Origin of the sequence: Pseudomonas sp. RIT-PI-a (genome assembly GCF_001187875.1) — a bacterium.
Taxonomy (GTDB): domain Bacteria; phylum Pseudomonadota; class Gammaproteobacteria; order Pseudomonadales; family Pseudomonadaceae; genus Aquipseudomonas; species Aquipseudomonas coleopterorum.
In genome coordinates, this window is record NZ_LGIR01000003.1 from 1 (window position 1) to 26119 (window position 26119).

At 61.9% G+C, this 26119-nt stretch carries 30 protein-coding genes; 17 read left to right on the forward strand and 13 right to left on the reverse strand.

From position 1 onward, the window contains the following. The first annotated feature begins 506 nt into the window (after nucleotides 1–506). On the forward strand, nucleotides 507–1388 hold the full coding sequence (gene rhtA / locus AC788_RS00635) for a threonine/homoserine exporter RhtA (protein WP_049858715.1): 882 nt from the start codon (nucleotides 507–509) through the stop codon (nucleotides 1386–1388). A gap of 9 nt (nucleotides 1389–1397) precedes the next feature. Here rhtA and AC788_RS00640 read toward each other — a convergent pair whose 3' ends face one another. Both AC788_RS00640 and AC788_RS00645 read right to left on the reverse strand, forming a co-directional pair. Next, complete coding sequence (locus tag AC788_RS00640) at nucleotides 1398–3206, reverse strand: aminopeptidase P family protein (protein ID WP_049858716.1); 1809 nt, start codon at nucleotides 3204–3206, stop codon at nucleotides 1398–1400. 140 nt (nucleotides 3207–3346) lie between these two features. Then, a complete protein-coding gene (locus AC788_RS00645) occupies nucleotides 3347–3910 on the reverse strand; it encodes an XRE family transcriptional regulator (RefSeq protein ID WP_049858717.1) in 564 nt (187 codons plus the stop codon). Nucleotides 3911–4100: 190 nt separating this feature from the next. Here AC788_RS00645 and AC788_RS00650 point away from each other — a divergent pair, with 190 nt between their 5' ends. From AC788_RS00650 to AC788_RS00675, 6 genes are read left to right on the forward strand one after another with little or no spacing between them, the layout of a single operon-like run. Continuing rightward, nucleotides 4101–7019, forward strand: a complete 2919-nt coding sequence (locus tag AC788_RS00650; RefSeq protein WP_049858718.1) for a monovalent cation/H+ antiporter subunit A — start codon at nucleotides 4101–4103, stop codon at nucleotides 7017–7019. After that, the gene (locus AC788_RS00655) at nucleotides 7019–7363 is read left to right on the forward strand and encodes a Na+/H+ antiporter subunit C (protein ID WP_043186251.1); all 345 of its coding nucleotides are present in this window, start codon (nucleotides 7019–7021) and stop codon (nucleotides 7361–7363) included. Before AC788_RS00650 ends, AC788_RS00655 begins: the two co-directional genes overlap by 1 nt. Next, nucleotides 7360–9039 carry a monovalent cation/H+ antiporter subunit D gene (locus AC788_RS00660; RefSeq protein ID WP_049858719.1) on the forward strand — a complete coding sequence of 560 codons (1680 nt, stop codon included), beginning with the start codon at nucleotides 7360–7362 and terminating at the stop codon, nucleotides 9037–9039. The genes AC788_RS00655 and AC788_RS00660 overlap by 4 nt, the downstream gene beginning before the upstream one ends. Beyond that, on the forward strand, nucleotides 9036–9524 hold the full coding sequence (locus AC788_RS00665) for a Na+/H+ antiporter subunit E (RefSeq protein WP_049858720.1): 489 nt from the start codon (nucleotides 9036–9038) through the stop codon (nucleotides 9522–9524). Before AC788_RS00660 ends, AC788_RS00665 begins: the two co-directional genes overlap by 4 nt. After that, on the forward strand, nucleotides 9521–9799 hold the full coding sequence (locus AC788_RS00670) for a K+/H+ antiporter subunit F (RefSeq protein ID WP_049858721.1): 279 nt from the start codon (nucleotides 9521–9523) through the stop codon (nucleotides 9797–9799). Before AC788_RS00665 ends, AC788_RS00670 begins: the two co-directional genes overlap by 4 nt. Further along, nucleotides 9796–10164, forward strand: coding sequence for a Na+/H+ antiporter subunit G (locus tag AC788_RS00675; protein ID WP_049858722.1), 369 nt, complete (start codon nucleotides 9796–9798; stop codon nucleotides 10162–10164). The genes AC788_RS00670 and AC788_RS00675 overlap by 4 nt, the downstream gene beginning before the upstream one ends. 1 nt (nucleotide 10165) lies before the next feature. On the opposite strand, the gene AC788_RS00680 is transcribed toward AC788_RS00675, so the two are convergent. Continuing rightward, nucleotides 10166–11182, reverse strand: coding sequence for an ABC transporter substrate-binding protein (locus AC788_RS00680; protein WP_049858723.1), 1017 nt, complete (start codon nucleotides 11180–11182; stop codon nucleotides 10166–10168). A 70-nt stretch (nucleotides 11183–11252) separates the two neighbouring features. Next, nucleotides 11253–11720: a hypothetical protein gene (locus tag AC788_RS00685; protein ID WP_082223526.1), complete on the reverse strand. Its 468-nt coding sequence runs from the start codon at nucleotides 11718–11720 to the stop codon at nucleotides 11253–11255. Nucleotides 11721–12226: 506 nt separating this feature from the next. On the opposite strand from AC788_RS00685, the gene AC788_RS00690 reads away from it, so the two are divergent. Next, on the forward strand, nucleotides 12227–12463 hold the full coding sequence (locus AC788_RS00690) for a DUF2789 domain-containing protein (protein WP_049858725.1): 237 nt from the start codon (nucleotides 12227–12229) through the stop codon (nucleotides 12461–12463). A 21-nt stretch (nucleotides 12464–12484) separates the two neighbouring features. On the opposite strand, the gene AC788_RS00695 is transcribed toward AC788_RS00690, so the two are convergent. Then, on the reverse strand, nucleotides 12485–12889 hold the full coding sequence (locus tag AC788_RS00695; RefSeq protein ID WP_049858726.1) for a TraR/DksA family transcriptional regulator: 405 nt from the start codon (nucleotides 12887–12889) through the stop codon (nucleotides 12485–12487). 274 nt (nucleotides 12890–13163) lie between these two features. Between AC788_RS00695 and AC788_RS00700 the strand changes: the two genes are divergently transcribed. Next, complete coding sequence (locus tag AC788_RS00700; protein ID WP_049858727.1) at nucleotides 13164–13808, forward strand: YceH family protein; 645 nt, start codon at nucleotides 13164–13166, stop codon at nucleotides 13806–13808. A gap of 8 nt (nucleotides 13809–13816) precedes the next feature. Here the strand turns inward: AC788_RS00700 and AC788_RS00705 are convergent, their stop codons facing one another. Beyond that, the gene (locus AC788_RS00705) at nucleotides 13817–14635 is read right to left on the reverse strand and encodes a shikimate 5-dehydrogenase (protein WP_049858728.1); all 819 of its coding nucleotides are present in this window, start codon (nucleotides 14633–14635) and stop codon (nucleotides 13817–13819) included. A gap of 183 nt (nucleotides 14636–14818) precedes the next feature. Between AC788_RS00705 and AC788_RS00710 the strand changes: the two genes are divergently transcribed. The 3 genes from AC788_RS00710 to pbpG all read left to right on the forward strand — a co-directional run bounded on the left by AC788_RS00710 (nucleotide 14819) and on the right by pbpG (nucleotide 16604). Next, nucleotides 14819–15184 (forward strand): hypothetical protein, encoded by a 366-nt coding sequence (locus tag AC788_RS00710; protein WP_049858729.1) that lies wholly within the window; start codon nucleotides 14819–14821, stop codon nucleotides 15182–15184. Nucleotides 15185–15297: 113 nt separating this feature from the next. Further along, entirely contained in the window at nucleotides 15298–15477 is a 180-nt protein-coding gene (locus AC788_RS00715) for a hypothetical protein (protein WP_049858967.1), read from the forward strand. 206 nt (nucleotides 15478–15683) lie between these two features. Continuing rightward, on the forward strand, nucleotides 15684–16604 hold the full coding sequence (gene pbpG / locus AC788_RS00720) for a D-alanyl-D-alanine endopeptidase (protein WP_049858730.1): 921 nt from the start codon (nucleotides 15684–15686) through the stop codon (nucleotides 16602–16604). A 110-nt stretch (nucleotides 16605–16714) separates the two neighbouring features. On the opposite strand, the gene AC788_RS00725 is transcribed toward pbpG, so the two are convergent. Further along, nucleotides 16715–17170 (reverse strand): hypothetical protein, encoded by a 456-nt coding sequence (locus tag AC788_RS00725; protein ID WP_049858731.1) that lies wholly within the window; start codon nucleotides 17168–17170, stop codon nucleotides 16715–16717. Between the two features lie 218 nt (nucleotides 17171–17388). Between AC788_RS00725 and AC788_RS00730 the strand changes: the two genes are divergently transcribed. From AC788_RS00730 to AC788_RS00740, 3 genes are read left to right on the forward strand one after another with little or no spacing between them, the layout of a single operon-like run. After that, entirely contained in the window at nucleotides 17389–18072 is a 684-nt protein-coding gene (locus AC788_RS00730; RefSeq protein WP_049858732.1) for a response regulator transcription factor, read from the forward strand. Then, nucleotides 18050–19441, forward strand: a complete 1392-nt coding sequence (locus AC788_RS00735; protein WP_049858733.1) for a sensor histidine kinase — start codon at nucleotides 18050–18052, stop codon at nucleotides 19439–19441. Before AC788_RS00730 ends, AC788_RS00735 begins: the two co-directional genes overlap by 23 nt. Before the next feature lie 2 nt (nucleotides 19442–19443). Then, nucleotides 19444–20106, forward strand: a complete 663-nt coding sequence (locus AC788_RS00740; RefSeq protein ID WP_049858734.1) for a response regulator transcription factor — start codon at nucleotides 19444–19446, stop codon at nucleotides 20104–20106. A gap of 15 nt (nucleotides 20107–20121) precedes the next feature. Here the strand turns inward: AC788_RS00740 and AC788_RS00745 are convergent, their stop codons facing one another. Then, nucleotides 20122–21225 (reverse strand): DUF1615 domain-containing protein, encoded by a 1104-nt coding sequence (locus tag AC788_RS00745; RefSeq protein ID WP_049858735.1) that lies wholly within the window; start codon nucleotides 21223–21225, stop codon nucleotides 20122–20124. Nucleotides 21226–21327: 102 nt separating this feature from the next. On the opposite strand from AC788_RS00745, the gene AC788_RS00750 reads away from it, so the two are divergent. After that, nucleotides 21328–21726 carry a hypothetical protein gene (locus AC788_RS00750; RefSeq protein WP_049858968.1) on the forward strand — a complete coding sequence of 133 codons (399 nt, stop codon included), beginning with the start codon at nucleotides 21328–21330 and terminating at the stop codon, nucleotides 21724–21726. Between the two features lie 90 nt (nucleotides 21727–21816). Continuing rightward, nucleotides 21817–22587, forward strand: coding sequence for a YkgJ family cysteine cluster protein (locus tag AC788_RS00755; protein WP_049858736.1), 771 nt, complete (start codon nucleotides 21817–21819; stop codon nucleotides 22585–22587). A gap of 19 nt (nucleotides 22588–22606) precedes the next feature. On the opposite strand, the gene AC788_RS00760 is transcribed toward AC788_RS00755, so the two are convergent. Genes AC788_RS00760 through cydP form a run of 5 tightly spaced genes read right to left on the reverse strand, consistent with a single transcriptional unit; the run spans nucleotide 22607 to nucleotide 25938 of the window. Beyond that, nucleotides 22607–22897, reverse strand: coding sequence for a cyd operon YbgE family protein (locus AC788_RS00760; RefSeq protein ID WP_049858737.1), 291 nt, complete (start codon nucleotides 22895–22897; stop codon nucleotides 22607–22609). After that, complete coding sequence (gene cydX, locus AC788_RS21120) at nucleotides 22887–23003, reverse strand: cytochrome bd-I oxidase subunit CydX (RefSeq protein ID WP_056843503.1); 117 nt, start codon at nucleotides 23001–23003, stop codon at nucleotides 22887–22889. The genes AC788_RS00760 and cydX overlap by 11 nt, the downstream gene beginning before the upstream one ends. Before the next feature lie 12 nt (nucleotides 23004–23015). Beyond that, nucleotides 23016–24158 (reverse strand): cytochrome d ubiquinol oxidase subunit II, encoded by a 1143-nt coding sequence (gene cydB / locus AC788_RS00765; RefSeq protein WP_049858738.1) that lies wholly within the window; start codon nucleotides 24156–24158, stop codon nucleotides 23016–23018. Next, the gene (locus AC788_RS00770) at nucleotides 24158–25744 is read right to left on the reverse strand and encodes a cytochrome ubiquinol oxidase subunit I (protein ID WP_049858739.1); all 1587 of its coding nucleotides are present in this window, start codon (nucleotides 25742–25744) and stop codon (nucleotides 24158–24160) included. The genes cydB and AC788_RS00770 overlap by 1 nt, the downstream gene beginning before the upstream one ends. Next, nucleotides 25741–25938 carry a cytochrome oxidase putative small subunit CydP gene (gene cydP, locus AC788_RS00775; protein WP_049858740.1) on the reverse strand — a complete coding sequence of 66 codons (198 nt, stop codon included), beginning with the start codon at nucleotides 25936–25938 and terminating at the stop codon, nucleotides 25741–25743. The genes AC788_RS00770 and cydP overlap by 4 nt, the downstream gene beginning before the upstream one ends. Between the last annotated feature and the right edge of the window lie 181 nt (nucleotides 25939–26119).

Here is a 26119-nt window from a genome sequence, read left to right on the forward strand (position 1 = left end):
GCTGATAATCTTTTTGACTAACAGTCTTAACTCACAAGCACCCACACGAATTGCTTGATTCAATTGTTAAAGAGCGGTGGGTTGATTCTTTCGTCTCAACCGAGGCGCGCATTCTACGCTGACCTCATATTCTGTCAAGCGTTTATTTCGAAGTATTTTTCCAGAAACCTGAACAACTTCAAACACTTGACTCGCTTCGATCACTCGTCAGCGGGAGGCGAATTCTACAGCGTTTCAAACCGCTGTCAACTGCCTTTTTCACCGCTTCCGATCTTGAAGATCGAAGTACTTCCTCACTGCCTGAACGACTAACTCATTGATTAACAAAGCGTTTATCGTTTCGGCTGCGCCGGAAGTGGGGCGAATTATAGAGAGATTACAGAGCGCGTCAATAGCCCAGGGTGTTGAAAGTTCAATAAATTTAAATGGGCAATATATTGCTCATTTCTTGCAGCTTAGCCATCATACGACCAACGCATACCTAACCTCTGCCAAGTAGCCGCCTCATGACTCCGCCTTCGCTCACCACCAAGCTCTACCCTATCGCGCTTCTTCTAATAGCCATGGCGTCCATCCAGACAGGCGCCTCATTGGCCAAGGGCATGTTTCCGCTGATAGGGGCGCAGGGTACGACTGCCCTGCGCCTTATATTCGCCAGCGTGTTCATGTTGATCCTGCTGCGCCCGTGGCGAGCCCGATTGACCTGGAAGGCATTGCAGACCGTGATGATCTACGGCATCGCCTTGGGCTGCATGAATCTGCTTTTCTATATGTCTCTACGCACGGTTCCTCTAGGGATCGCCGTGGCCCTGGAGTTCACTGGCCCGCTGGCAGTTGCGATTCTGGCTTCGCGCAGGGCGATGGATTTCGTTTGGGTGGCACTTGCGCTCGTGGGGTTACTGCTGCTGATACCGCTCGGCGATGCCCAGGCAGGTCTCGATCCAGTAGGCGTCTGCTATGCGCTGGGCGCAGGTGTGTGCTGGGCCCTCTACATCCTTTATGGCCAAAAGGCGGGCGCCGACAACGGTGTGCAGACCGCAGCGCTGGGCGTGATGATCGCTGCAGTGTTCATTGCTCCTGTCGGCATCGCGCATGCAGGTACCGCCTTGCTCGACCTGGCGTTGATCCCGACGGCCATTGCTGTGGCGATCTTGTCCACGGCTCTGCCCTACAGCCTCGAGATGGTTGCGCTGACACGCTTGCCGGCACGCACCTTTGGCACGCTGATGAGCATGGAGCCAGCCATCGGCGCACTTTCCGGGTTGCTGTTCCTGCATGAAGTGTTAAGCGCCACTCAGTGGCTGGCGATCGGCGCGATCATCATGGCCTCTGTGGGAGCCACGTTGACGATCCGCGCCGAGCATGCTCCTGCCGTCGCCGCCGACTGATTGCACAGGTCAGATCGGCTGGGTGCGTTCGCGCAGCCATTCCAACGGCGCATTGGCAAGCAGCGGCGCCACCCGTCTGGCGACTTCGGCATGGTAGTCGTTGAGCCACTGGCGCTCGACGGTCGACAACTGGGGAATGTCGATGCAGCGGGTATCGATCGGACATAGCGTCAGCGTTTCGAAGTTCAGGAACTGACCGAAGTCGCCCTGCCCGGCTTCGCGTGTGAGGACAAGATTTTCGATACGCACTCCCCAGCGTCCGGGCCGATAGGTCCCTGGCTCGATGGAGGTGATCATCCCCGGCAGCATAGCTGTCTGGGGCGTGGCGGGGGCCTGGTAGGCAATGACCTGCGGCCCCTCGTGAACGTTCATGAAGTAACCCACACCGTGGCCTGTGCCGTGCCCATAGTCGACCTGGTCGGCCCAGATGGGTGCACGCGCAATGGCATCGAGCAAGGGCGAAAGAATCCCTTTTGGAAACGTAGCCCGTGACAGGGCGATCATGCCTTTCAGCACTCGAGTGCAATCCGCTTTCTGATCCGCCGTGGGCGTACCGACCGGGACCATGCGGGTTATGTCGGTAGTGCCGCCCAGGTATTGGCCGCCCGAGTCGATCAACAACAGACCGTTGCCCTCGATGACGGCGTGGGCTTTCTCAGTGGCGCGGTAATGAGGCATGGCACCGTTGGCGTTGAACGCGGCAATGGTCGAAAAGCTCAGGGAGACGAAATTGGGTCGACGCGCGCGTGCGGCCGTGAGCTGCTCGTCGATGGTCAATTCGGTTATGCGCTCGCCTGCCCAGGCAGCCTCCAGCCACGCGAAGAACTCGCACAGTGCCGCACCGTCCTGCTCCATGGCGTGGCGAATATGCTCTGCTTCTTTTGCGGTCTTGCGTGACTTGCTCAAGGTCGTTGGGTTCAGCGCTTCTATCAAGGTAACGCCGGTAGCGAGGTTTTCGATGATGCCGACGGTAACGCGAGCAGGATCGATCAGAAGCTTCTCGCCGGTTGGCACCACAGCCAGGGCGGCGCCGATCTCGGTGTACTCGCGAACGTCAATGCCTTCCTGCGCCAAGCTTTGGATAAGCGTGGAATCTATCCTGGACAGTGTGGTGAACAGGGTTGCCGAGTGCTCGCCGATCAACGCGAAGGCAACGAAGACCGGATTATAGGAAACGTCCGAACCGCGCAGGTCGAACAGCCAGGCAATATCGTCCAGAGTTGCCAGCAGGTGCCACTGAGCGCCCTGGGATCGAGTCTGCTCGCGCAGCGCTCTGAGTTTTTCGGCGCGCTCGCGAGCGGCGTACGGCGGTAGGTGGGCGTAGACAGCTTGCGCAGGCAATGGGGGGCGATCTGGCCAGATCTCTGCGAAGAGGTCGATATCGGTACGCAACGACGCACCTGTGTGTTGCAGCTTTTCTCGCAACTGACGGGCGGCAGCAACGGCCATGACTGCGCCATCGACCGCGACCGTGGTCCCAGCATGCATCTGCGAGCCCAGCCAGTCCAATGGACCCGGCTGCCCAGCCATCAGCTTGACCAGTTGGATGCCGCTTCCGTCGAGTTCGACCTGGGCTTGCTCCCAGTAGCGGCTGTCGGCCCAAAGCCCTGCGAAATCAGCGGTCACGATCAAGGTGCCGACAGAACCCTGGAAACCGGAAAGCCATTGGCGTGCCTGCCAGTGTTCAGGCAGGTATTCGGATAGATGCGGGTCCGCCGAAGGCACCAGCAGGGCGTCGATGCCCTCGCGTTGCATGAGCGCGCGCGTGGCGCGCAGGCGCTCGGGAACGGGGAAAGTGGCAGAAGGTGTCAGGCTCATTCGGGCTCCGGTTCGGATGCTGGATCGTGTGGGCTGCTCTTGTGCAACGATCATGGCGAATGCCGCAGCGCCGGGCAACCTTGAAAAGGAGGTGAGTTCGGAAGCCAGACGGCTGCGGGTCTTTGTTGGCGGAAACGAACTTAGATGACGACGTTGCGTACGAAGCGCACCAACGTTTCACTGTCATTGCGATAGGCATAGGGCTGATTGCTGGGATAGACAAAAAACTCGCCAGCTGCCAACGCATGGGAGCGGCCGTCCAATACGACGGTCAGTCGCCCTTCACAAACGTAGATCTGCTCGCTCCAGCCTTCGGCATCGGGCTCCGATGCATAGGTTTCGCCAGGCTGCAACAGCCACTCCCACAGTTCGACCTCCTTGCTGGCTACTGTACTGGCCAGGAGGACGGCCTTGCTGCCAGGGAATGTGCCGACCCAGGCCAGTTCATTGATCCGGCCAGGGTCGCGATTCTCGCCAGGCTGGATGAGATCGCTGAAAGCGACATCAAGGGCTTCGGCAATACGGTCCAGGGTCGTGAGACTGACGTTGTTGTCACCGGCTTCGATAGCCACCAGCATGCGGCGGCTGACCCCGGAGCACTCTGCCAGGGCGCTCTGCGAAAGCCCGGCGGCCTGGCGCAGGCGACGTACGTTATGACTGACGTGCTGGAGTACCGAGGCTCTGGAACTGGGGTCTTTGACCAAGGGAATCTGCGCTCGCTGGGGGTAGTCCCGCTGATCGACGCGATCAAGGCGGAGCTATCGATGGTAAAAAATTGTCATAAAAAAACAAGTCGTTATGGCATGCCTGTACGATTCTGGCACAGCTTGCGGGTTGGTGATCACCCAGTGACCCCGTATGATCCTTTTCAATATTCCTGCAGATTAGAAGCCTATGTCCTTGATAGTACTATTGCTTCTGCCCTTCGTAGGCAGCTGCGTGGCGGCCATCCTGCCGCACAACGCACGCAACGCAGAATCGCTTCTGGCCGGACTGGTTGCCTTGGTCGGCACGGTACAGGTAGCCATGCTGTACCCGCAAATTGCCAACGGTGGTGTGATCCGCGAGGAATTCCTCTGGCTGCCCAGCCTCGGACTCAACCTGGTGCTGCGCCTGGACGGCTTCGCTTGGCTGTTTTCATTGCTGGTGCTGGGCATCGGTACGCTGGTGGCGCTCTATGCGCGCTATTACATGTCGCCGCAGGACCCAGTCCCTCGCTTCTTCGCATTTTTCCTGGCGTTCATGGGCGCCATGCTGGGTCTGGTAATTTCCGGCAACCTCATCCAGATGGTGTTTTTTTGGGAATTGACCAGCCTGTTCTCCTTTCTCCTGATTGGCTACTGGCACCATCGCGCCGATGCGCGCCGTGGTGCCTACATGGCGCTCATGGTGACCGGTGCCGGTGGTCTGTGCCTGCTGGCTGGCGTGTTGCTGCTGGGCCATATCGTGGGCAGCTACGACCTGGACAAGGTGCTGGTTGCGGGCGACGCCATCCGTGCGCATGGCCTGTATCCGGTCATGCTGACCCTGGTCCTGCTGGGCGCGCTGACCAAGAGCGCCCAGTTTCCGTTTCATTTCTGGTTGCCGCACGCCATGGCGGCGCCGACGCCGGTTTCGGCGTATCTGCACTCGGCAACGATGGTCAAGGCCGGGGTATTCCTGCTGGCCCGGCTATGGCCTTCCCTGTCGGGCAGCGAACAATGGTTCTGGATCGTCAGCGGCGCAGGGGCCTGCACGCTCATGCTCGGCGCTTACGCGGCGATGTTCCAGAACGATCTCAAAGGCCTGCTGGCCTACTCGACGATCAGCCACCTGGGCCTGATCACGCTGCTGCTTGGGCTCAACAGCCCGCTGGCAGCGGTGGCTGCGGTGTTCCACATTCTCAATCACGCGACGTTCAAGGCGTCGCTGTTCATGGCCGCCGGCATTATCGACCACGAAAGTGGAACACGGGACATACGCCGCCTGAGCGGGCTGTTCCGACTCATTCCCTACACGGCGACGCTGGCCATGGTTGCCAGCGCGGCCATGGCAGGGGTGCCACTGATGAACGGCTTCCTGTCCAAGGAAATGTTCTTCGCCGAAACGGTTTTCATCAGCTCCACCGCCTGGGTCGAGATAGCCCTGCCGGTAGTCGCGACGCTGGCCGGTATCTTCAGCGTCGCCTATTCACTGCGCTTCACGGTTGACGTGTTCCTGGGCCCCAAAGCCACCGATCTGCCCCACATCCCCCACGAGCCTCCGCGCTGGATGCGTGCTCCCGTGGAGCTGCTGGTGCTGACCTGCCTGGTGGTCGGCATCTTCCCGGCACAGTCGGTGGCGCCCTTCCTGGCGGCTGCGGCGATACCCGTTGTGGGGGGCGAGCTGCCTGAGTACAGCCTGGCCATATGGCACGGCTGGAACGCGCCCATGGTCATGAGCCTGATTGCGATGGGGGCAGGCGTGCTCCTTTATGTGTTGCTGCGCAATCAGTTCCGTCACGGTCGGCTGCGCTATCCACCGGTGATCGAGCGCTTCAACGGCAAGCGGCTGTTCGAGCGCTCGCAGGTGGTCATGATGCGGCTGGCGCGCAGGGTGGAGCGACTGCTTACCACCAGACGCCTGCAGGCCCAACTGTTCATGCTGGTGCTGGTTGCGGTGCTCGCAGGCCTGGCGCCGATGCTTTATAGCGGACTGAGCTGGGGGGATCGACCGAAGATCCCGGGATCAGGCGTCTTCGTGATTCTCTGGTTGATCGCCATTGCCTGCGCATTGGGCGCTGCCTGGCAGGCGAAGTACCACCGGCTGGCAGCCCTGACCATGGTCAGCGTGTGCGGATTGATGACCTGCGTCACGTTCGTCTGGTTCTCGGCGCCGGATCTGGCGCTGACTCAGCTGGTGGTCGAGGTGGTGACCACGGTGTTGATATTGCTCGGGCTGCGCTGGCTGCCTCGGCGGATCGAGAATGTCGCACCCTCCAGGGCGACGCTGGACCGTGCCAAATTGCGCCGTCTGCGCGATCTGGTGCTGGCGGTGGTGGTCGGCGGCGGCATGGCGCTGTTGTCCTATTCGATGCTCACCCGCGCCACGCCCAACTTCATTTCCGAGTTCTACCTGAGCCGTGCCCTGCCTCAAGGCGGCGGGACCAACGTGGTCAACGTCATGCTGGTGGACTTCCGCGGTTTCGATACCCTTGGCGAGATCACGGTGCTTGCCGCCGTGGCCCTGACCGTGTTTGCCCTGCTGCGGCGCTTCCGGCCACCCAAGGAAAGCATGCAACTGCCGGCGCAGCAGCGTTCGCTGGCACCCGACGTGGTCACCGATCTCATCAACCCGCGCGGCGCGGACGACACTGCGCTGGGTTTCATGATGGTTCCGGCCGTTCTGGTTCGTCTGTTGCTGCCAGTGGCAGTGGTGGTGTCGATGTATCTGTTCATGCGCGGGCACAATCAGCCTGGCGGTGGATTCGTTGCCGGCCTGGTGCTATCGGTAGCGTTCATCCTGCAATATATGGTGGCGGGTACCCAGTGGGTGGAGGCGCAGATGCGCCTGCGACCGCTGCGCTGGATGGGTACCGGACTGCTTTGTGCCACTGTCACCGGGATCGGCGCCATTGCCTTTGGTTATCCATTCCTCACTACACATACTGCGCATGTTCATTTGCCGGTCCTGGGTGACTTTCATGTCGCCAGTGCCCTGTTCTTCGACATCGGTGTGTTCACCGTGGTGGTGGGATCCACTCTGCTGATGCTCACCGCGCTGGGTCACCAGTCGGTGCGTGCTCATCGTCCCTCGAGCCTGCCCAAAGGCATTGCCCCAAAAGGAGCCGTCTGATGGAAGAAGTGATAGCGATTGCCATCGGCGTACTGGCTGCATCGGGCGTTTGGCTGATCTTGCGTCCACGGACGTTCCAGGTGGTCATGGGCCTCTGCCTGCTGTCCTACGGAGTCAACCTGTTCATCTTCAGCATGGGCAGCCTGTTCATCGGCAAGGAGCCGATCATCAAGGAAGGTGTGCCACAGGACCTGCTCAATTACACAGACCCCCTGCCCCAGGCACTGGTACTGACTGCCATCGTGATCAGCTTTGCGATGACTGCGCTGTTTCTGGTGGTTCTGTTGGCTTCGCGGGGCCTGACCGGCACTGACCACGTAGACGGCCGGGAGCCCAAGGAATGAGCTGGATGCCCCATCTGATCGCTGCGCCCATCATTCTGCCGCTGTTCACGGCGGCGTTGATGATGCTGCTCGGAGAGAAACACCGTTCGCTGAAAGCGCAGATCAACATCATCTCCAGCCTGCTGGGACTGGCGATTGCCTGTTACCTGATGTGGTGGGTCCAGGACCAAGGCCAGGCCGGTTCGATTGGCGTGTACCTGCCCGGCAACTGGCAGGTGCCATTCGGTATCGTGCTGGTGGTGGACAGGCTTTCGGCGTTGATGCTGGTGCTGACGGGCATCGTCGGCGTCTGCGCCCTGCTGTTCGCCATGGCCCGGTGGGATCGGGCCGGCGCGAGCTTCCACGCCTTGTTCCAGATTCAGTTGATGGGCCTTTACGGCGCATTTCTTACCGCCGATCTGTTCAACCTGTTCGTGTTCTTCGAGGTGCTTCTGGCCGCCTCCTATGGCCTGATGCTGCATGGTTCGGGCAAGGCCCGGGTATCGGCCGGGCTGCATTACATCGCGATCAACCTGCTGGCCTCGTCGTTGTTCCTGATCGGTGCGGCCATGATCTACGGGGTCACGGGAACCCTGAACATGGCTGACCTGGCCCTGAAGATTCCGTTGGTGCCTGAGGCAGATCGAGGCCTGCTGCACGCCGGTGCTGCCATTCTCGCGACAGCCTTCCTGGCCAAGGCGGGCATGTGGCCGTTGAATTTCTGGCTGGTGCCGGCGTACTCGTCCGCCAGCGCCCCGGTTGCGGCTCTGTTCGCGATCATGACCAAGGTGGGCTTCTATACCCTGCTGCGGCTGTGGACCCTGATGTTTTCCGGACAGGCCGGTGCCTCGGCGCATTTCGGCAGTCAGTGGCTGATCTACGGGGGCCTGGCGACCATCGCCGTGGCTGCCGTCTGCATTCTTGCGGCGCAGCGACTGGAGCGCATGGCGAGCCTGAGCATCCTGATTTCAGCCGGCATCCTGCTGGCGGCGATCGGCTTCGGACAGAGCGGATTGATCGCTGCCGCGCTGTTCTATCTGGTCAGCTCGACATTGGCACTCAGCGCGCTGTTCCTGCTCGCCGAATTGATCGAGCGTTCGCGGTCCGCCAACGAGATTCCGCTGGAGTACGACGCCGACCCGCTGCCAGCTGCAGTCGAGGCATTGCATCCGCCCAAGGGTATCAATCTGGATGACGAGCAGAAGGCCGTGGTAGGCCAGGTGATCCCCTGGACCATGGCCTTCCTGGGGCTGAGTTTCATTGCCTGCGCATTGCTGATCATCGGCATGCCGCCGTTGTCCGGGTTCATCGGCAAACTCAATCTGATTGCCGCGTTGTTCAATCCACAGGGACTCGGGGTGGCCACCGAGCAAACCCCGAGTGCAAGCGCGTGGGTCTACCTGGCGTTGCTGATCCTGTCCGGACTGGCGTCGCTGATCGCTCTGGCGCGTGTGGGCATGCAGCGCTTCTGGACGCCGCACGAGCGGCCTTCACCGTTGCTGCGGCTCAACGAGTGTGTACCGATCATGGTACTGCTGGGATTGTGTGTGTTGTTGGCGATGCGCGCAGAACCTCTACTGCGGTACACGGCCGATACGGCGGCCATGCTCGATGATCCCAAGCAATACGTGATGACCGTGCTGGGCGCCCAGCCGGTACCTGGTCCGACTACAACAAGCCTTGAGGGTGAACCATGAGTCGCCTGTTCCCTGCTCCGTTGCTGTCGATCGCCCTGGCCGTGCTGTGGTTGCTGCTCAACGTCTCCATGAGTGCCGGCAACCTTTTGCTCGCCGTGCTGCTGGGATGGCTGGCGCCGCTGTTGATGTCGCCGCTGCGGCCCCAGGCCGTGCGTATCCGTCGGCCCATGGTGATACTGCGGCTGCTGCTGCGCGTAGGCGGCGGTGTTCTGGTGTCGAACCTGCAGGTGTTCTGGCAGGTGTGGAGCATGGACGCTCGCCCGCCACGTTCGGCGTTCGTGGAGATTCCGTTGCAGTTGCACAATGCCAACGGGCTGGCTGCCTTGGCGGCAGTCGCCACCGTCATTCCAGGCACCGTATGGTCCGAGCTGGCGCTGGATCGCAGCGTTTTGCTGATGCATGTTCTGGATCTGGATGACGAGGCGCAATTCATCGAGGAATTCAAGGACACCTACGAACGCCCGCTGATGGAGATCTTTCAATGAGCGCATTGCTGTCAAACGCCATTGTCGCGAGCCTGTTCATATTCGCCCTGGCGATGTTGCTGACGCTGATCCGGCTGTTCAGAGGACCGTCGGCCCAGGACCGGGTACTGGCTCTGGACTACCTGTACATTCTGGCGATGCTGGTCATGCTGGTGCTGGGCATACGTTACGCCAGTGACACCTATTTCGAAGCGGCCCTGCTGATTGCCCTGTTCGGCTTCGTAGGGTCGTTCGCGCTGGCCAAGTTCCTGCTGCGTGGAGAAGTGATCGAATGAATTCACTCCAGGTTTTACCCTTCTGGGTAGAGGTGGCCACGGCCATACTGCTGCTCGCCAGCAGTCTGTTCGCGTTCACGGGCGCCTTGGGGTTGCTGCGCTTCAAGGATTACTTCCAGCGCATGCACCCGCCAGCGCTGGCGTCCACGCTGGGCGCCTGGTGTGTGGCGCTGGCGTCGATCCTGTACTTCTCCTGGCTCAAGCATGGGCCGGTGGTGCATGCCTGGCTCATCCCCATCCTGCTGTCGATCACCGTGCCGGTGACCACGCTGCTGCTGGCCCGCGCAGCGCTGTTTCGCAAACGCACGGCTGGAGAAGCGGTGCCTGCCGAGGTCAGCAGCCACCGCAGCGACAGCGGTCACTGACTCATTTCAGACTGGCGCTCACCTTGCTGGCCACGTCTTCAGGCAGCCAGGTCTTCCACACTTCAGGATGATCCTTCAGAAACGCCTCGCCAGCCTGGCGAGGCGAAGTGCGGGCTTCGCTCATGTTGGCCAGGGCCTTGTTCAAGGGATCGATAGGAAAGTCGACCTTGGCGAAGAACTCGACCAGTTGCGGATACTCCTGCTGGAATGCCTTGGACACCCCGATCGAAAGCTTCGATGGCAGCGAACGGGTAGGCAGCGGCGCGGGATTGTCAGCATCGGTCAGGGTGGCCCAGGCCTTGGCATCGAAAGGGGGTTCCTCGAGCTGGATCAGCTTGTAGCGGCCCAACAGCGGGGTCGGTGACCAGTAGTAGAAGAGCACGGGTTTGCCGCGACGGATAGAAGAGGCGATCTCGGCGTCCAGTGCGGCGCCTGAACCCGAACGAAAATTGACGTAGTCGTCGGTCAGCTTGTAGGCCTTGAGTTTCTGCGCGTTGACGACTTCGGATGTCCAGCCGATGGGGCTGTTGAGGAAGCGGCCTTTGTCTGGGCTTTCCGGATCCTTGAAAACATCCTTGTAGCGCGGCAGATCGGCGACGCTGCGCAGATCCGGCGCCAGCGGCTTGATACCTTTGGCGGCGTCGCCCTTGATCACATATTCAGGCACGAACCAGCCTTCGGTGGCGCCTTTGACGGTGTCACCCAAGCCAATCACCTTGCCCTCGGCTTCGGCCTTGACCCAGACAGGACTACGGCCGGCCCACTCTTCGGCAATGACCTGGATGTCGTTCTTGGCCAACGCCGTTTCCAGGGTGATGGTCGTGCCAGGCTGGGTATCGGTGGGCAGGCCGTAGCCCTTCTCGACGATATAGCGCAACAGTTCGGTAATGAGGCTGCCACTCTCCCAGTTCAGGTCGGCGAACTGGATGGGCGTGGTTTGCGCGTGGGCCGGAAGTGTTGCGGTCGATAGCCAGAGGCCGGCGCCACAGGCGACCAGCCAGGCACGTAATCCTTTCATGCGGGGTTCCTCGGTAAACAGTCGATGACTTGGGTAAGTCACCTTACTGTAGCGCAGGTTCCCCGAAGCATTATTCGCTGGGTTTGAAGGTCAATTCGCCCTTGCGCCATTTGGCTGCCTTGGCGGTCGCCGCTTTCAAGGTCTTGCCCAGATTTTCCTCGATGCGCTCGTGGGCAGCGAAGACCAGCATCACGGTCTGACCTTCCTTGAACACGATGCCTTCGCCCTGAGCCATGCTGACGAATGCATATTCGCCAAGCCCGTAGACCGTAAGCTTGATGTCACGAAACTTGAGCTCGAACTTGCCACCTTCACGGCTTGGCAAAACGGCGGCGCGGAAGTGATCGCCTACTTTAAGTTCGAGCCGCGGCTTGTCGTCGACCACCAGCGCGGACTCGGTATCGAGTTCGGCCATGTAGATGCCTTCCGCGCTTTGCTCGGTGACATAGACGAAACGCGACTGAAAGAGTTTGACCAACTTCGCACGCAAGTCGCCGAGCACGAACAGGGCGTGCATATCCAGATTAGTTACTGCCAATGAAGAATCCTCAAATCGAAACACAGACTACCGGACGCTGTTCGCGTGGTAATAACCTGAAGACGCGGGGAGCGCCGAACGGTCGGCAGCACGTGCAATGATTGCCACCGACCTGCTAACGAAAGACTAAAGGATCGAACCTTGATCCGGGATGCGCAGCGTCGACCTGCTGCAGGGAAAATTGCCGAAGACCGCGAAGGAAAAAGGCAAGCCTGGACGTGTATGGCAGAGCGGCGCCGCGGCCTCATGGGGAAGCTGGCGACCAACACGTGCAGGGCAGCGAAGCGCATGACGGTGATCTGGCGCGAATAGTACCGAATCGAACCCCAGCGCGGTCAAGAAGTTTGTTGGATGGACACGTTCAAACAGGATCGGGACAAAGCTCGATGCCCTGTGCCGTCCATTGCAAACAAACACGGTACTGCGAGCGAACTCTGGCGAAGCCCTCGCCTCAGATACTGAGTAACCTTTCAATCATGGCTGGAAACGGCCGCAGAGGAGTCAACATGGATCTGCCGAACCCAAGCCTTACTGGCCTTTTCGATCAACTGGGCCTGGCCAGCGAAGAGGCTGACATTCAGAAATTCATTGCCGAGCATCAGCTCGACCAAGACACCAAACTGATCGATGCGCCTTTCTGGACTGATCAGCAGCGCAGCTTTCTGAAAGAGGAGCTGCACAGCGATGCGGAGTGGGCACCCATCGTCGATGAACTCAACGTGGCCTTGCATCCGCAGGCGTGAGAAACGCCTGCGGTCTATTGATCACGCTTGACGTTGATGCTTGTCGATCTGCTCGTGGCGCTCTTGCGCCTCGATGCAGTACTTGGTGGTAGGGCTGATCAACAGGCGCTTCAGGCCGATCGGCTCGCCACTGTCGTCACACCAGCCGAAGCTGTCGTCATTGATACGGCCCAGGGCCATTTCCAATTGCGGCAGCAGGCGCTGGTCGCGCTCGATGACATTGACCAACCAATGACGCTCCTCTTCTACAGAGGCAGCGTCGGCAGGATCGGCGGGCGTGTCCAGGCTTTCAATGGCTACACGGCTTTGCTCGATGCGCTGCTGGGTCTCGATCTTCATGGCCTGCAACAGCTCGGTGAAGTAGGCCAGTTGCTCAGCGTTCATGTAGTCATCAGCCGGCATGGCCAGCAACTTTTCCTTTGTCATTGATTTCTCTGCAAACGAATAATGCGCTAGGGCAAAACAGGAAGCCCGCGACGCTGTCAGCGACGCAGGCAGAATTCTTCAAGCACCACACGGCACATGGTCAAGAGGGGCGGCAGTCTAAGGCCGGTTTACATGCGCAGCAACCCTAAATTTGGCAGGGAGCCGAGGGCCTGCTCGCTGGCGCAGGCGCGACCGCGCCACAGGCGGCGGCAGGCAGCCGTCTGGGCGATTTTTATAGCATACTGGCCGTTACCGATTGCCTGGGGTTTATGCCATGACCGATGTTGAAACAACCGCTTCCGAACCCGTACGGCTCGATGCCGTGGAGATTCGCGTACTGGGCGCACTGATCGAGAAACAGGCCAGCAATCCTGAAACCTACCCATTGACGCTCAATGCGCTGGTGCTGGCGTGCAATCAGAAAACCAGTCGCGAACCGGTGACCCAGTACACTCAGGGGCAGATCGGGCAGAGCCTGCGCGCGCTCGAAGGTCGGCAGATGACTCGTCTGGTGATGGGCAGCCGCGCCGATCGCTGGGAGCATCGTTTGGACAAAGCGCTGGAGCTGGTGCCCGCTCAGGTCATTCTGATGGGGCTGATGTTCCTGCGCGGACCACAGACCGTTGGCGAGCTGCTGACGCGCAGTGCCCGCCTCCACGATTTCGAGGACGCCGAGCAGATCGTGCATCAGCTGGAGCGTCTCGCAAGCCGCGGCTTCGCGGTACATGTGCCACGCCAGGCGGGGCAGCGCGAGGATCGCTACAGCCATGCCCTGGGTGATCCTGCGGCCATCGACGCCATCTTGAGCGCCCGGGGCGTGCCGCCCGAACGCAACGGCTCAAAACACGACGATACCCGCCTGGACGAGCTGGAAGCACGTATCGCTGCGCTTGAAGAGCGCCTGTCGCGGCTGGAATGACAGCTGCGTCAGCCGCGGGCGTACTCGGTGGCCAGGCGTAACTGCTCGGCGCTAGGGCGTACGCCGGTGTAGAGCACGAACTGCTCCAGCGCCTGAATGGCGATGACCTCCAGGCCGGTGATCACCGGCTTTCCGAGTTTTTGGGCAGCTTTGATCAGAGGGGTTTGCCACGGCAGGGCGACGACGTCGAACACCTGTTGCGCCGCTTCGATGGCCGCCATATCAAATGACAATTCCTCTGCCTGGTTGCTGCCGGTCATGCCAACCGGCGTGACGTTGACCAATAGCTGCGGGCGCGAGTCGCCCAACTCGGCCTGCCAGGGATAACCGCACGTATCGGCCAGGGCGCGGCCGGTTTCGTAGTTGCGCGCAATGATCAGGCCATTGCGCAGACCGGCGTCGCGAAACGCCGACGCTACGGCCTTGGCCATGCCGCCGCTGCCGCGCAGGGCGAAGGTGGTGTCGGGGTCGACGGCGTGCGTATCCAGCAATTGGCGAATGGCCAGATAGTCGGTGTTGTAGGCCTTCAGATAACCGTTGTCGTTGACGATGGTATTGATCGATTCGATGGCCGACGCCGATGCATCGAGTTCGTCGACCAAGGGTATGCAGGCTTCCTTGAACGGCATCGACACGCCGCAGCCACGGATGCCCAAGGCGCGGATGCCGCCAATGGCTGCCGGCAGATCGCCTGTGGTCATGGCCTTGTAATAATAGTTGAGACCCATCTGCTCATACAGATGGTTGTGAAAGCGTACACCGAACGTTCCGGGACGCGCGGCGAGCGACATGCACAGGATGGTGTCGCGGTTGGGAGCAATGGACATTCTTGGCCTCCTGGCGGGGTGTGACATTAGGAAAGCAGGCAGAGGACACGCTGCCCTTACACAAAATTTACCCATCGACAGGGACGCTTTTGACGGTTTTTTTGTCATAGTCATGTCCCCGGCGAAATGATTTGACCCTATCGCAGGTTCGAACGCCAGGGCGCGAAACACGAGGAATCTATCATGATGCGTCAACTTCCCAAGATGGCTCTGCTGGTAGGGGCGCTGGCGATGGCCGGTCAGGCCTCGGCGCACGGCGGCGGCTGGCACGGTGCCGGGCCGGGTATATTGGGTGCTGTGCTGGGCGCAGCCGTGGTCGGTGCGGTGGTCACCTCCAATACACCGCAGCGGGTCTATGTGGAGCAGCCGCCGGTGTATGTGCAGAGCCCGCCACCGGTGTACGTGCAACAACCTGCCTATGTGCAGCAACCGGTGTATGTGCAGTCGCCGCCTGTGTATGTGCAGCCTTATCCGGTTTACGCGGCCCCGCCTCCACCGCGTGGTTACTATGGGCCGCCACCGGTGTATTACGGTCCACCCCGCTGGTGAGTTGCAGCGGCAGAGCGTGATAGGAATTGTCGATGGTGACTATCGAGCAAGGTGATTTCTATGGGCAGCGGCGAACTCGTAAGGTGGCTGGCAGGAACCACCGGAGGTGTCTCATGCCTGTATTAAGAATCATGTCGGTAGTCGGCAGCGCGGTCCCGGAGAAGTTGCGTGATCTGGGCCTTTTGGCGTGCTGGTACGTGGTGCGCGACGGTGAGCCTGTCAGTGGGCCCCTGCCCTCCCTGCCCCACGCCAAACAAGCCTTCGCCACGCTCAATGCAGCGCAGCCCCACTAGCCGGCGCACTACATCGAATCGATCAAGCCCCGCTCTGCGGGGCTTTTTCATGGTGTCCGCGCTGGATGAGCTTTTCTTCACGCACCAGGCCTTTCCGGGCGCGACAATCGACAGGCGCTTTGCCATACTCGCGCCACGTGACAATCGTCACTTCGAATCCGCTCCACCCCAGGCCCGATCTACCTCTATTTCAGTGAGCGCTCCGCGTGAAGACCCCGCTATCTCTTTTCAGCCTGTTGCTGGCTTTGACCACTTTCGTCGCCACCCCAAACCTTGAAGCGGCGGAAAAAGCCGCCGTGCCCCGGGATCCCTCGCAGTTGCACCTGGCTTCGGGTAGCGCTCTGCTGATCGATCTGCAGACCAACAAAGTGGTCTACGAGAACAACGCCGACCATGTGGTGCCTATCGCATCGGTGACCAAGTTGATGACCGGCATGGTCGTGCTGGACGCCAAGCAGTCGATGAGCGAAGTGATCTCGGTCGACATCACTCACAACAAGGAAATGAAGGGTGTGTTTTCCCGGGTCAAGCTCGGTAGCGAGCTGAACCGCCGGGACATGCTGCTGATCACCCTGATGTCTTCGGAGAACCGTGCAGCGTCGAGTCTCGCCCATCATTACCCCGGCGGCTACGGTGCTTTCATTGCGGCAATGAACGCCAAGGCTCGCGCACTGGGCATGACCCATACCCGCTATGTGGAGCCGACCGGCTTGTCGACCAGCAACGTGTCCACCGCCCGTGATCTGGCCAAGTTGCTGATCGCGGCGCAGCAGTACCCGTTGCTCAGCGAGCTGAGCACCACGCGGGAAAAGACCGTGGCGTTCAAGAAGCCCAGCTACACCCTGGGGTTCCACAATACCGATCACCTGATCAACAAGGATGACTGGGACATCAAGATCACCAAGACCGGTTTCACCAATATGGCCGGGCACTGCCTGGTGCTGGTGACGCGCATGGGTGGCCGACCTGTGGCGATGGTGATCCTCGATGCGTTCGGCAAGTACACCCACTTTGCCGATGCCAGCCGTCTGCGCAAATGGGTGGAAACCGGCAAGAGCAGCGCGCCGCCGGCCGTGGCGATGGACTACAAGGCGCAGAAAAAGCAGATGCGCCAGGCTGCAGACTGACCGCGTCCTTCAGGCACGGCGGGCGGCCCGCTTGCGGGCGTACATGGCACCATCGGCATCGGCAAGCAGACGCTTGACGGTGTCGTGATGGGCCGGGAGTTGACAGCGCCTCAGGCGGTGGTACTGACCATGGAGCCGGCGGTACTGCTGCCTGATTCCTGCATGACCTGAAGCAATGCGGCGGTTGCGGTTTGCAGCCCTGCGGACGTGGCGACGACCTGTGCCTGGATGGCGGCCACTGCGGCGGCCTTGCTTTCTTCGCTTTGCTGGCTGGCCTGGATTCGGGCCATCTCCTGTTGTTGCTCCTTCAACTGCTTCTGCAGCTCGGCAATCTGCTTCTGCAGTTGCTCGATCGTGTCCGAATTACTACTGCTACTGCTACTGCTGCTCTGACTGGCACCCGCCCCGCCTGCGCCACCGACCGGCGCGTTCGCTGGCGTTGCAGAAGGCGCGGCAGCGGTCTGTGTTGCTTCACTTTCAGCAGTGGCGACGGGGGCGGCGGCCGTTGGGGTAACCGCTGGGGTGCGAATGCTCAAGTTGCTGGCGATGGTACTCAAGGTGCTCATGGCGATCGTGTCCCGATAGGCTGTGACCGTTACATCGGCGCCGATCGGCCAGGCTTTAGGATGAGCCTGTGATTCGTCGGCCAATCGCGCGTGCAGCGCGACTGGGCTCACGCCGATGGGGTCAGGTGGCGCAAGATGAAAAAAACTTCAACGAGCCCTGGGCCGATTGTTGTCACAATGCTGCCATCCTCAGCAGAAATCATCGGGTAGAGACCAACATGACTCGCGTACTGACCATCGAAGACGATGCCGTGACCGCCAGGGAAATCGTGGCGGAACTGAGCAGCCACGGCCTGCAGGTCGACTGGGTGGACAACGGCCGCGAGGGGCTGGTCAAAGCGGTGAGCGGCAACTATGACGTGATCACCCTGGACCGGATGCTGCCAGAGCTCGACGGACTGGCCATCGTGACCACCCTGCGCACCATCGGTGTGAGCACGCCGATCCTGATGATCAGCGCGCTGTCGGATGTCGACGAACGAGTGCGCGGTCTGCGTGCCGGTGGTGACGATTACCTGACCAAGCCGTTCGCCTCGGACGAGATGGCCGCCCGAGTCGAGGTGCTGCTGCGTCGCAACAACGCCGTGGCCGCCGCCGACAACACGCTGCGCGTGGCCGACCTGACGCTGGATCTGATGACCCGCGAGGCGTGCCGTGGCGAACAGGCGTTGAACCTGCTGCCCACCGAGTACAAGTTGCTGGAATTCCTCATGCGCAATGCCGGCCAGATCCTCACGCGCATGATGATTTTCGAGGAAGTCTGGGGCTATCACTTCGACCCAGGCACCAACCTGATCGACGTGCACATCGGCCGCTTGCGCAAGAAGATCGACCCACCGGGCACCGCACCGTTGATCAAGACCGTGCGAGGCTCCGGCTATGTCATTGCCGAACCTGTCTAAAGGCTGGCGCTCGTCCAGCAGTCGGCTGCTGGCGCTCTACAGCTTTCTGTTCGTAGCCTGGAGCAGCTTGCTCATGGGCGTGCTGTACTTCGAAGTCTCGGCCTATCTGGCCGACCTGGCGCGGCACTCGCTGATGCAGCGTCAACACCTGTTCTCGCGCTTTCACGGCGAAGCATTGAACGAGGCGCTGGCCGCCAGCGAAGCGTTCGACGACCGTACCTTCGACGCCTATGGTCTGTTCGATCTGCAATTGCGGCCGTTGTCCGGCCAGTTGTTGCAGGTGCCGCGAGGTCTGCCACTGGACGGGCGCATCCATGACCTGAACAGTTGCGTGGACAGCGACAATCCGCAAATGCCGCAGAACAGCTGCGACGCGGTGGCAATGCGCACCCTGGATGGCCGCTGGCTGGTGCTGGTACGCGACAACGGCTCGTTGTTCGCGGTCACTCACATCATTCTGCGGGCGCTTCTGTGGGGCATTTCCCTGACGATCATTCCCGGCATTGCCGGCTGGCACCTGTTACGGCGCAGGCCGTTGCGGCGCATCCGCGCCATCGAAGCGAGCGCCGATGCAATCGTGGCTGGTGATCTGACTACCCGCCTGCCGCTGTCGGACCGGCGCGACGAACTGGACATGCTGGCGGCCATCGTCAACGCGATGCTCGAACGTATCGAGCAGCTGATGATCGAGGTCAAGGGTGTCTGCGACAACATTGCCCATGACTTGCGCACGCCCCTGACCCGCCTGCGCGCGCAGCTCTACCGTATCCAGCAGGAGGCGCCGGCGGATTCGCGCCAGGCGTTGCAACTGGACGAGGTGATCGCCGAAACCGACACGCTGATGGCGCGATTCCGTGGCTTGTTGCGTATCTCCGAAATCGAGGACCACCGCCGACGTTCGGGCTTCATTTCCTTCGACCCGCAACCCCTGCTGCACGAGCTGCACGACTTCTATCTGCCCCTGGCCGAAGACGAGGGCATCAATCTGCGTCTGGACGTGCCGGACACGCTGCCAATGCTGCATGGTGACCGCGCGCTGCTGTTCGAGGCCGTGGGCAACCTGCTCAGCAACGCCATCAAGTTCACCCCGGCCGACGGCCTGGTGGTGCTGCGCGCCACGGCAGAGAACGGCGCCACGCGGCTGGAGATCAGCGACAGCGGGCCGGGCATCGCGCCCGAGGAACGTGAGGCGATCTTTCAACGTTTCTATCGCTGCGAGGGCGATGGTCAGCACAGCGGTTTCGGTCTGGGGCTGTCGATCGTTGCGGCGGTGGTCAAACTGCACGGATTCACCCTCGAAGTGGGCAGCAGCGAACAAGGTGGCACGCGGATGACCCTGTGGTGCCGACAAAGCAAGGCATTGGTGTGACCATGAACCTGCTCTATATCAGCGATACGCCCGATCCGACCCTGCAACAGGGGTTGGCGCAACATCACACGGCCCTGAACACGGTCGACACGGCCGCCGCAGCGCAGGCATTGGCACAGGAACGATACGGCTTCATCGTCCTGGCGCTGGAACGACCCGGCGATAGCCTGCTGCAACATTGCCTGGCGAAACGAGGCGATGCTGCGGTAATGGTACTGCTGGCCGACGACGACCGGCTGGCGCGCATCGCGGCGCTGCGCGCCGGTGCCGATGCGTGCCTGGCGCAGCCGGTGGCCCCTGCCGAAGTGCTGGCGCGCCTGCAGGCCTTGGCTCGGCCGCGCCCCCGGGCGACGGCGCTACCGCCATCGCGTCTGTGGCTGTCGCCTTCGCGGCTGATGGTTGGGCGGGGTAAACGTCAACAGAGCCTGACGGTCAGCGAGCATCGCTTGCTGGCCATGCTGGCGAGCACTCCCGGTGCGGTCAGCCGGAAATCCATCGAGCAGCAGTTATGGGGCACGGGCCTCGAGCCCAGGACCGCACTGATCGAACGCCACGTGTGCAACTTGCGCCGCAAGCTCGCCCAGCTGGACTGCCCGCAGGCGTTGCAGACACTGCGCGGTTTCGGCTACAGCTTGGCCGAACCCCTGGTACTGCGCGCGGATTGAGCACGCCGATCAGGCTCAGCGTGCGCGGGCCATGCAGCGGGCGTAGCGTTCGTCGACGCGTTGGGCGAACCAGGCGGTGGTCAGGTTGCGGGTGATCTTCGGACTCTGCAGCTTGATGCCGGGCAGGATCGCGCGTGGTATCGGCTTGCCAGCGGCCTTGTCGGCCAGGGCGAAGGTACGCTGGTAAAGCGTGGTCTTCTCGAAATCCAGGGTTTCCCCCTCTTCCAGAGCACGGCGAATGTCGCGGTCGCTCATGTTCAAGCGGTTGCCCAGCCCCCGCACGGCCAGCTCGGTATTGCTCGCGGCGTTGGAGTCGTAGCGGATCAGGTCACCGTCGAGCGCCAGGCGGCTGGCGGACAGCTGGTTCACGGCGTTCTGGAACGCGGCGTTGCGGCTGGCGTACCAGCCGGCATTGAAGTCGGCGAAGCGATACAGCGGTCGTTCATAGCTGGCCGGGTAGCCGAGCAGATGCGCAATGCCGAAATACATGCCGCCGCGCCGGGTGAACACTTCGCGGCGAATCGAGCCGTCCACCGTGTAGGGGTAGCCCGCTCGGTGTTTTTCGGCGAAATCGATGCTGACCTGCATCGGCCCGCCGGTACGCACCGGGTTGAAGGTGCCGAACAGCTGTCGGCCCAGAGGCACCATGCCGGTGAAGTCATCGAAGATTTCGCTGAGCTGTTTCTCCGAGCGCGCGGCTTCCAGCCGCTGCGCATAGGTCTTGCCGTCGCCCGAGCGAATGCCCAGGGCAGTGTCGACGAGAAAACCGGGCACGTGCACGCGCCCTGCGCGGCGGTCGATTTCCTGGCGGGCGATCTTGCCCAGCCCCGGCACGCTGGGATCGACCTGAAAGGTGGACTCCTGCTCGGCTACCGCCAGTATTGCGCAGAGGTTGTCGTCGGTGCCGGCGATGTCCTGCACCTTCAGGGCGGTTTCGATATCGGCGGCCCAGCCCTCACGGTCGGCGACCTTGCCGGGCAACAGCTGCACGAGCTTGGCGCGCACCTGCTCGGACGAAGGTGCCGGGGGTTGGCCGGCGCGCTGGGTGGAACAGGCGGCGAGCAGCACAAGGAGGATGCTCAGTGCGCCATGGCGCACGGCGAGCCGACTTCTGGACATGTAAGGCCTTGGGAACGGATGAATTCGCGCCAGTATGGACGAGCACCCGGCCTGTCGACAGCCCCTGTGCAAATCACCTGCACCATGGCTATGCTGCGGGTCATGAACATGGCCCCTGTCGCACGCCAACCCTGCCCGCCCGGCGCTTGCATCTGCGAGCGCGAACGGCTGCACGCGTTACCCGACGCCGACTTGCGCATCCTGCGCCTGACTCGCGAGGAAGAGAAACGCCTGCTCGAACGCCTGGAGAACGTGGAAAGCCTGGAGGAGCTGCAGCGCCTGCAGCAACGCATCTTCGAGCAGCTGGGGCTGCGCGTGGAAGTCACGCCAGGCGCGAGCACCGTGCGCAGCATGCGCGGCATCGCCATTCACATCGAGGCGTTGCCGGGACTGTGTCGCAAGACGCGGCAGTCGATTCCGGCGGCCATCCGTCGCGGCCTGGAAAAGAACCCTCAAGTGGCTTACAGGCTGCTGGACGCCCATGACCTTCTCGGAGGCTGAAGCCAGGCTGGCACGGAATCTGCTCTCTCCCCTCTCACTGATGACGAAGCGCCACGTTTTCGTCATTCATCCAGTTCAGACGGGATTTGCATGGACACACGTTTTTCTTGCACCGGGTGCGGCAAATGCTGCAGCGATCACCACGTACCGCTGACCCTGGCCGAGGCGCGGCGCTGGGCGGAGGATGGCGGTCAGTTGATCGTGTTGCTCGAGGCTTTCCTGGAAAACGGCCCCGGTTTGCACAGCCTCAACCTCAGCCACGCGCAGCAGGAACATGCCCGCCGTCGCTCGCTGCCGGTGCTGTGCGGCAGCGCGCCCGCCTACGTCTCGATCACCTTCGCAGCCTACAACCTGGGCCCCTGCCGAAATCTGAATGCCGACAACCGCTGCGGTATCTATGCCGAGCGGCCGCTGGTGTGTCGCATCTATCCGATGGAGATCAATCCGCACATCCCGCTGCGTCCGGACATGAAGGACTGCCCCAGCGAAGCCTGGGCCACGGGCCCTGCGCTGATCGCCGGCGGGCAGTTGGTGGACGCGCCGCTGGCGGCGCTGATTGAACAATCGCGCCAGGCAGACCGTGACGATATCGCTGCCAAGGCTCAGGTCTGCGCGCAGTTGGGCATTCATACGGCGGCGCTCAAGGGCGACGGCTTCACCACCTACCTACCCCAGCCCGCCGCGTTCCTTGCCGCGCTGCGCGAAGTCGACGACATGCCGATGCTGGAAGACAACTCGACGCGCTGGGACCTGCACATTCCAGACGAGGACCTGGCCCGGCGCCTGGCCGAAACCGGTGCGATGATCGCCGCCATCCTGGCCGACGACGCCATGTTCATCTCGCTGCGTCGCGCGGCCTGAACGCCCGTTGTGGGTGGGTTCAGAGGTTACGCGACAGTACCCAGTAACCCAGGGCCATCAAGGCCCACCCGAGCGAGGGGTGAAAGATCAGGCGCCAGGCCCAGGCACGCGGGTCGAAGCCGACCCCGTGCACATAGCCGGCGGCAATGCCCCACATCATCAGGCTCAGCAGGCCATGGCTGTAATGTCCCTGGGCATCGAGCAAGGCCACCGGGTGCAACAGCAACACCAGGCTGATCGGTCCGGCGAGCAGCAATGACAGCCAGCGCCAGCCGGGCGTGCGCAGCGCGGGCGCCGCTTCAGCGTTCATCCGCAGGGTCCTCGTCCAGGGCGTTGGAGGCTTCCAGCCACAGGGCGTTGATGATGCCCAGGCTGCACGCCAGCAGCACTCCCAGAATCCAGGCGAAATACCACATAGTCAGGCTCCTTCAGTAAAGGCTGTGCGCGTTCTGCTCGATCTGAGCGGTGGTGACTCGGCCCCACATGCGGCGGTAGCACCACAGGGTGTAGCCAAGGATCAAGGGCACGAAGATGCCGGCGGCGACCAGCATGATCAGCAGGGTCTTGTGACTGGACACCGCGTCCCACACGGTCAGGCTCGACGCCGGATCCAGGCTGGAGGGCATGACGAACGGGAACAGCGCAAAGCCTGCGGTGCACAGTGTGCCGACGATCGCCAGGCTGCTGCCGGCGAAGGCCAGCGAGGCGCGCCGACCTGCGGCGGCCAACAGCGCCAGCACACCGCCGAGCATGCCCAGCACCGGCGCGATGGCCGTCAGCGGGTGGCGCACGTAATTGCCCATCCAGCCGGGGTTGCCGCTGACGACCGTCTTAGCCAAGGGGTTGAGCGCCAGTTGCGGATCCAGATTCGAACTGATCACCAGGCCTTGCACATGACCGGTCGCCAGCCAGGCACCGGCGCCGCCGAAGGCCAGCACGAACAGCACCGCCATGGCCACGGCGGCCTGCCGGGCGCGTCCGGCGATCGCGCCTTCGGTGCGCATCATCAGCCAGGTCCCGCCGTGCAGGCTCAGCAGGCTCAGGCTGACCACGCCGGCGAGCACGCCGAAGGGGCTGAGCAGTTGCCAGAACGAGCCGTGGTAGCTGGAACGCAAGGTGTCGTCGAAACGAAACGGCAGGCCCAGCAGCAGGTTGCCGAAGGCGACGCCGAACACCAGCGCCGGTACCACGCCGCCCACGAACAAGCCCCAGTCCCAGCTCTGCCGCCAGCGCGTGTTGGCCAGTTTGCTGCGGTAGTCGAAGCCCACCGGACGTACGAACAGGGCGAACAGCACCAGCAGCAAGGCCCAGTAAAGGCCGGAGAAGGCCGCGGCGTAGACCAGTGGCCAGGCTGCGAACAAGGCGCCACCGGCCGTGATCAGCCAGACCTGATTGCCATCCCAGTGCGGTGCGATGGTGTTGATCACCACACGGCGCTCGTTGTCATTGCGGCCGACGAAGGGCATCAGCACGGCGGCGCCCAGGTCGAACCCGTCGGTCAGGGCAAAGCCGATCAGCAGCACGCCGACCAACACCCACCAGATCAACTTGAGATTCTCGTAATCGAACATCAGATGGCTCCCTGTAGCGGACCGTGAGGCAACGCCGCCTCGCGCTCGAAGTGATAGCGACCGGTATGCAGGCTGCTCGGGCCCTGCCGGGTGAACTTGATCATCAGGTACATCTCGATCACCAGCAGCACGGTGTAGAACGCGGCCAGGGCCAGCAGCGATCCCCAGACGTCACCCGTGGAAAGACTCGACGCCGACAGGTGGGTGGGCAGCACTTCACCGATCGACCAAGGCTGGCGGCCGTGTTCGGCGACGTACCAGCCGGTCTGGGTCGCGACCCACGGCAACGGCAGACTGAACAGCGCCCACTTGAGCAGCCAGGGTTGGCGTGTTTCGTTACGGCGGATCGAGGCCCAGAAGGCGCAGATGAACAGCCCCAGCATCAGCACGCCGCTGAGCACCATGAGGCGGAAGGTCCAGAAGATCGACGCCACACCGGGGATCGAGTCCAGCGCGGCGGCCTCGATCTGCGCGTCGCTGGCGTCGACCACGGTGTCGGTGTACTTCTTCAGCAGCAAGCCATAGCCCAGGTCTTTCTTGACCTGATTGAAGGCGCTCAGGGTCTGTTCGCTGAGGTCTCCGCCACGCAGTTGCCCCAGCAGTGCGTAGGCCTGCATGCCATTGCGGATGCGTGCCTGGTGCTCGATCACCAGGTCCTTGATGCCGGTGACCTGCTTGTCCACCGAGCGGGTGGCGATGATGCCCATGACGTAGGGGATCTTCACCGCGTAGTCGGTGCGTTGTTCAGCCTGGTTGGGCAGGCCGAACAAGGTGAAGGCGGCCGGCGCCGGTTCGGTCTCCCATTCGGCTTCGATGGCGGCCAGTTTGGTTTTCTGCACGTCGCCGATCTCGTAGCCGGACTCATCGCCCAGCACGATCACCGAGAGGATCGACGCCATGCCGAACGCGGCGGCGATGGCGAACGAGCGCCGGGCGAAAGCGATGTCGCGACCCTTGAGCAGGTACCAGCTGGAGATCGCCAGGATGAAGACCGCGCCGGTGACGTAGCCGGCGGCCACGGTGTGGACGAACTTGACCTGGGCCACCGGGTTGAACAGCAGGTCGCTGAAGCTGGTGAGCTCCATGCGCATGGTGACGAAGTTGAACTCGGCGCCCACCGGGTTCTGCATCCAGCCGTTGGCGATCAGGATCCACAACGCGGAAAGGTTCGAGCCCAGCGCCACCAGCCAGGTCACCGCCAAGTGCTGCTTGCGTGAGAGGCGGTCCCAGCCGAAGAAGAACAAGCCGATGAAGGTCGATTCGAGGAAGAACGCCATCAGCCCTTCGATGGCCAGCGGCGCACCGAAGATATCGCCCACGTAGTGGCTGTAATAGGCCCAGTTGGTGCCGAACTGGAATTCCATGGTCAGCCCGGTGGTCACGCCCAGGGCGAAGTTGATGCCGAACAGCTTGCCCCAGAACTGGGTCATGTCCTTGTACACCTGCTTGCCGGTCATCACGTAGACCGATTCCATGATGGCGAGCAGGAACGCCATGCCGATGGTCAGGGGCACGAACAGAAAGTGATAGAGCGCGGTCATGGCGAACTGCAGCCGAGAGAGGTCGACGACTGATTCGGAGATCATTTCAGGTTCTTCTCGAGAGGTGGGGAAGCGGAGCCGAGCACATGCTGGCCGACGGTGGTGCCGTCATCCTTGACGTCTACGCCCCCGCCGAACCACAGGCTGCGAATGCCCAGCAGCAGGACCAGCTTGATCAGCACAATCACGGCGATTTCCCGCGCAAGCGGTTTCTTGAGGAAGTCGAAGTGTCCGGACATGGGTGGCACTCGGTGTCGGGCGGGTCGGTAGGTGGGCGGATTTTCTGCCCGCACCGCCAGACGGCTATTGATCCAGATCAATGATTCTCAAGCACCGATCTGCGACCAAGCGCCACATCGGTTGACTCAGGAAGGAACACCGCTTCCAGAGGATGTAGAAAAGAGATAGGCAGCGGCGCAA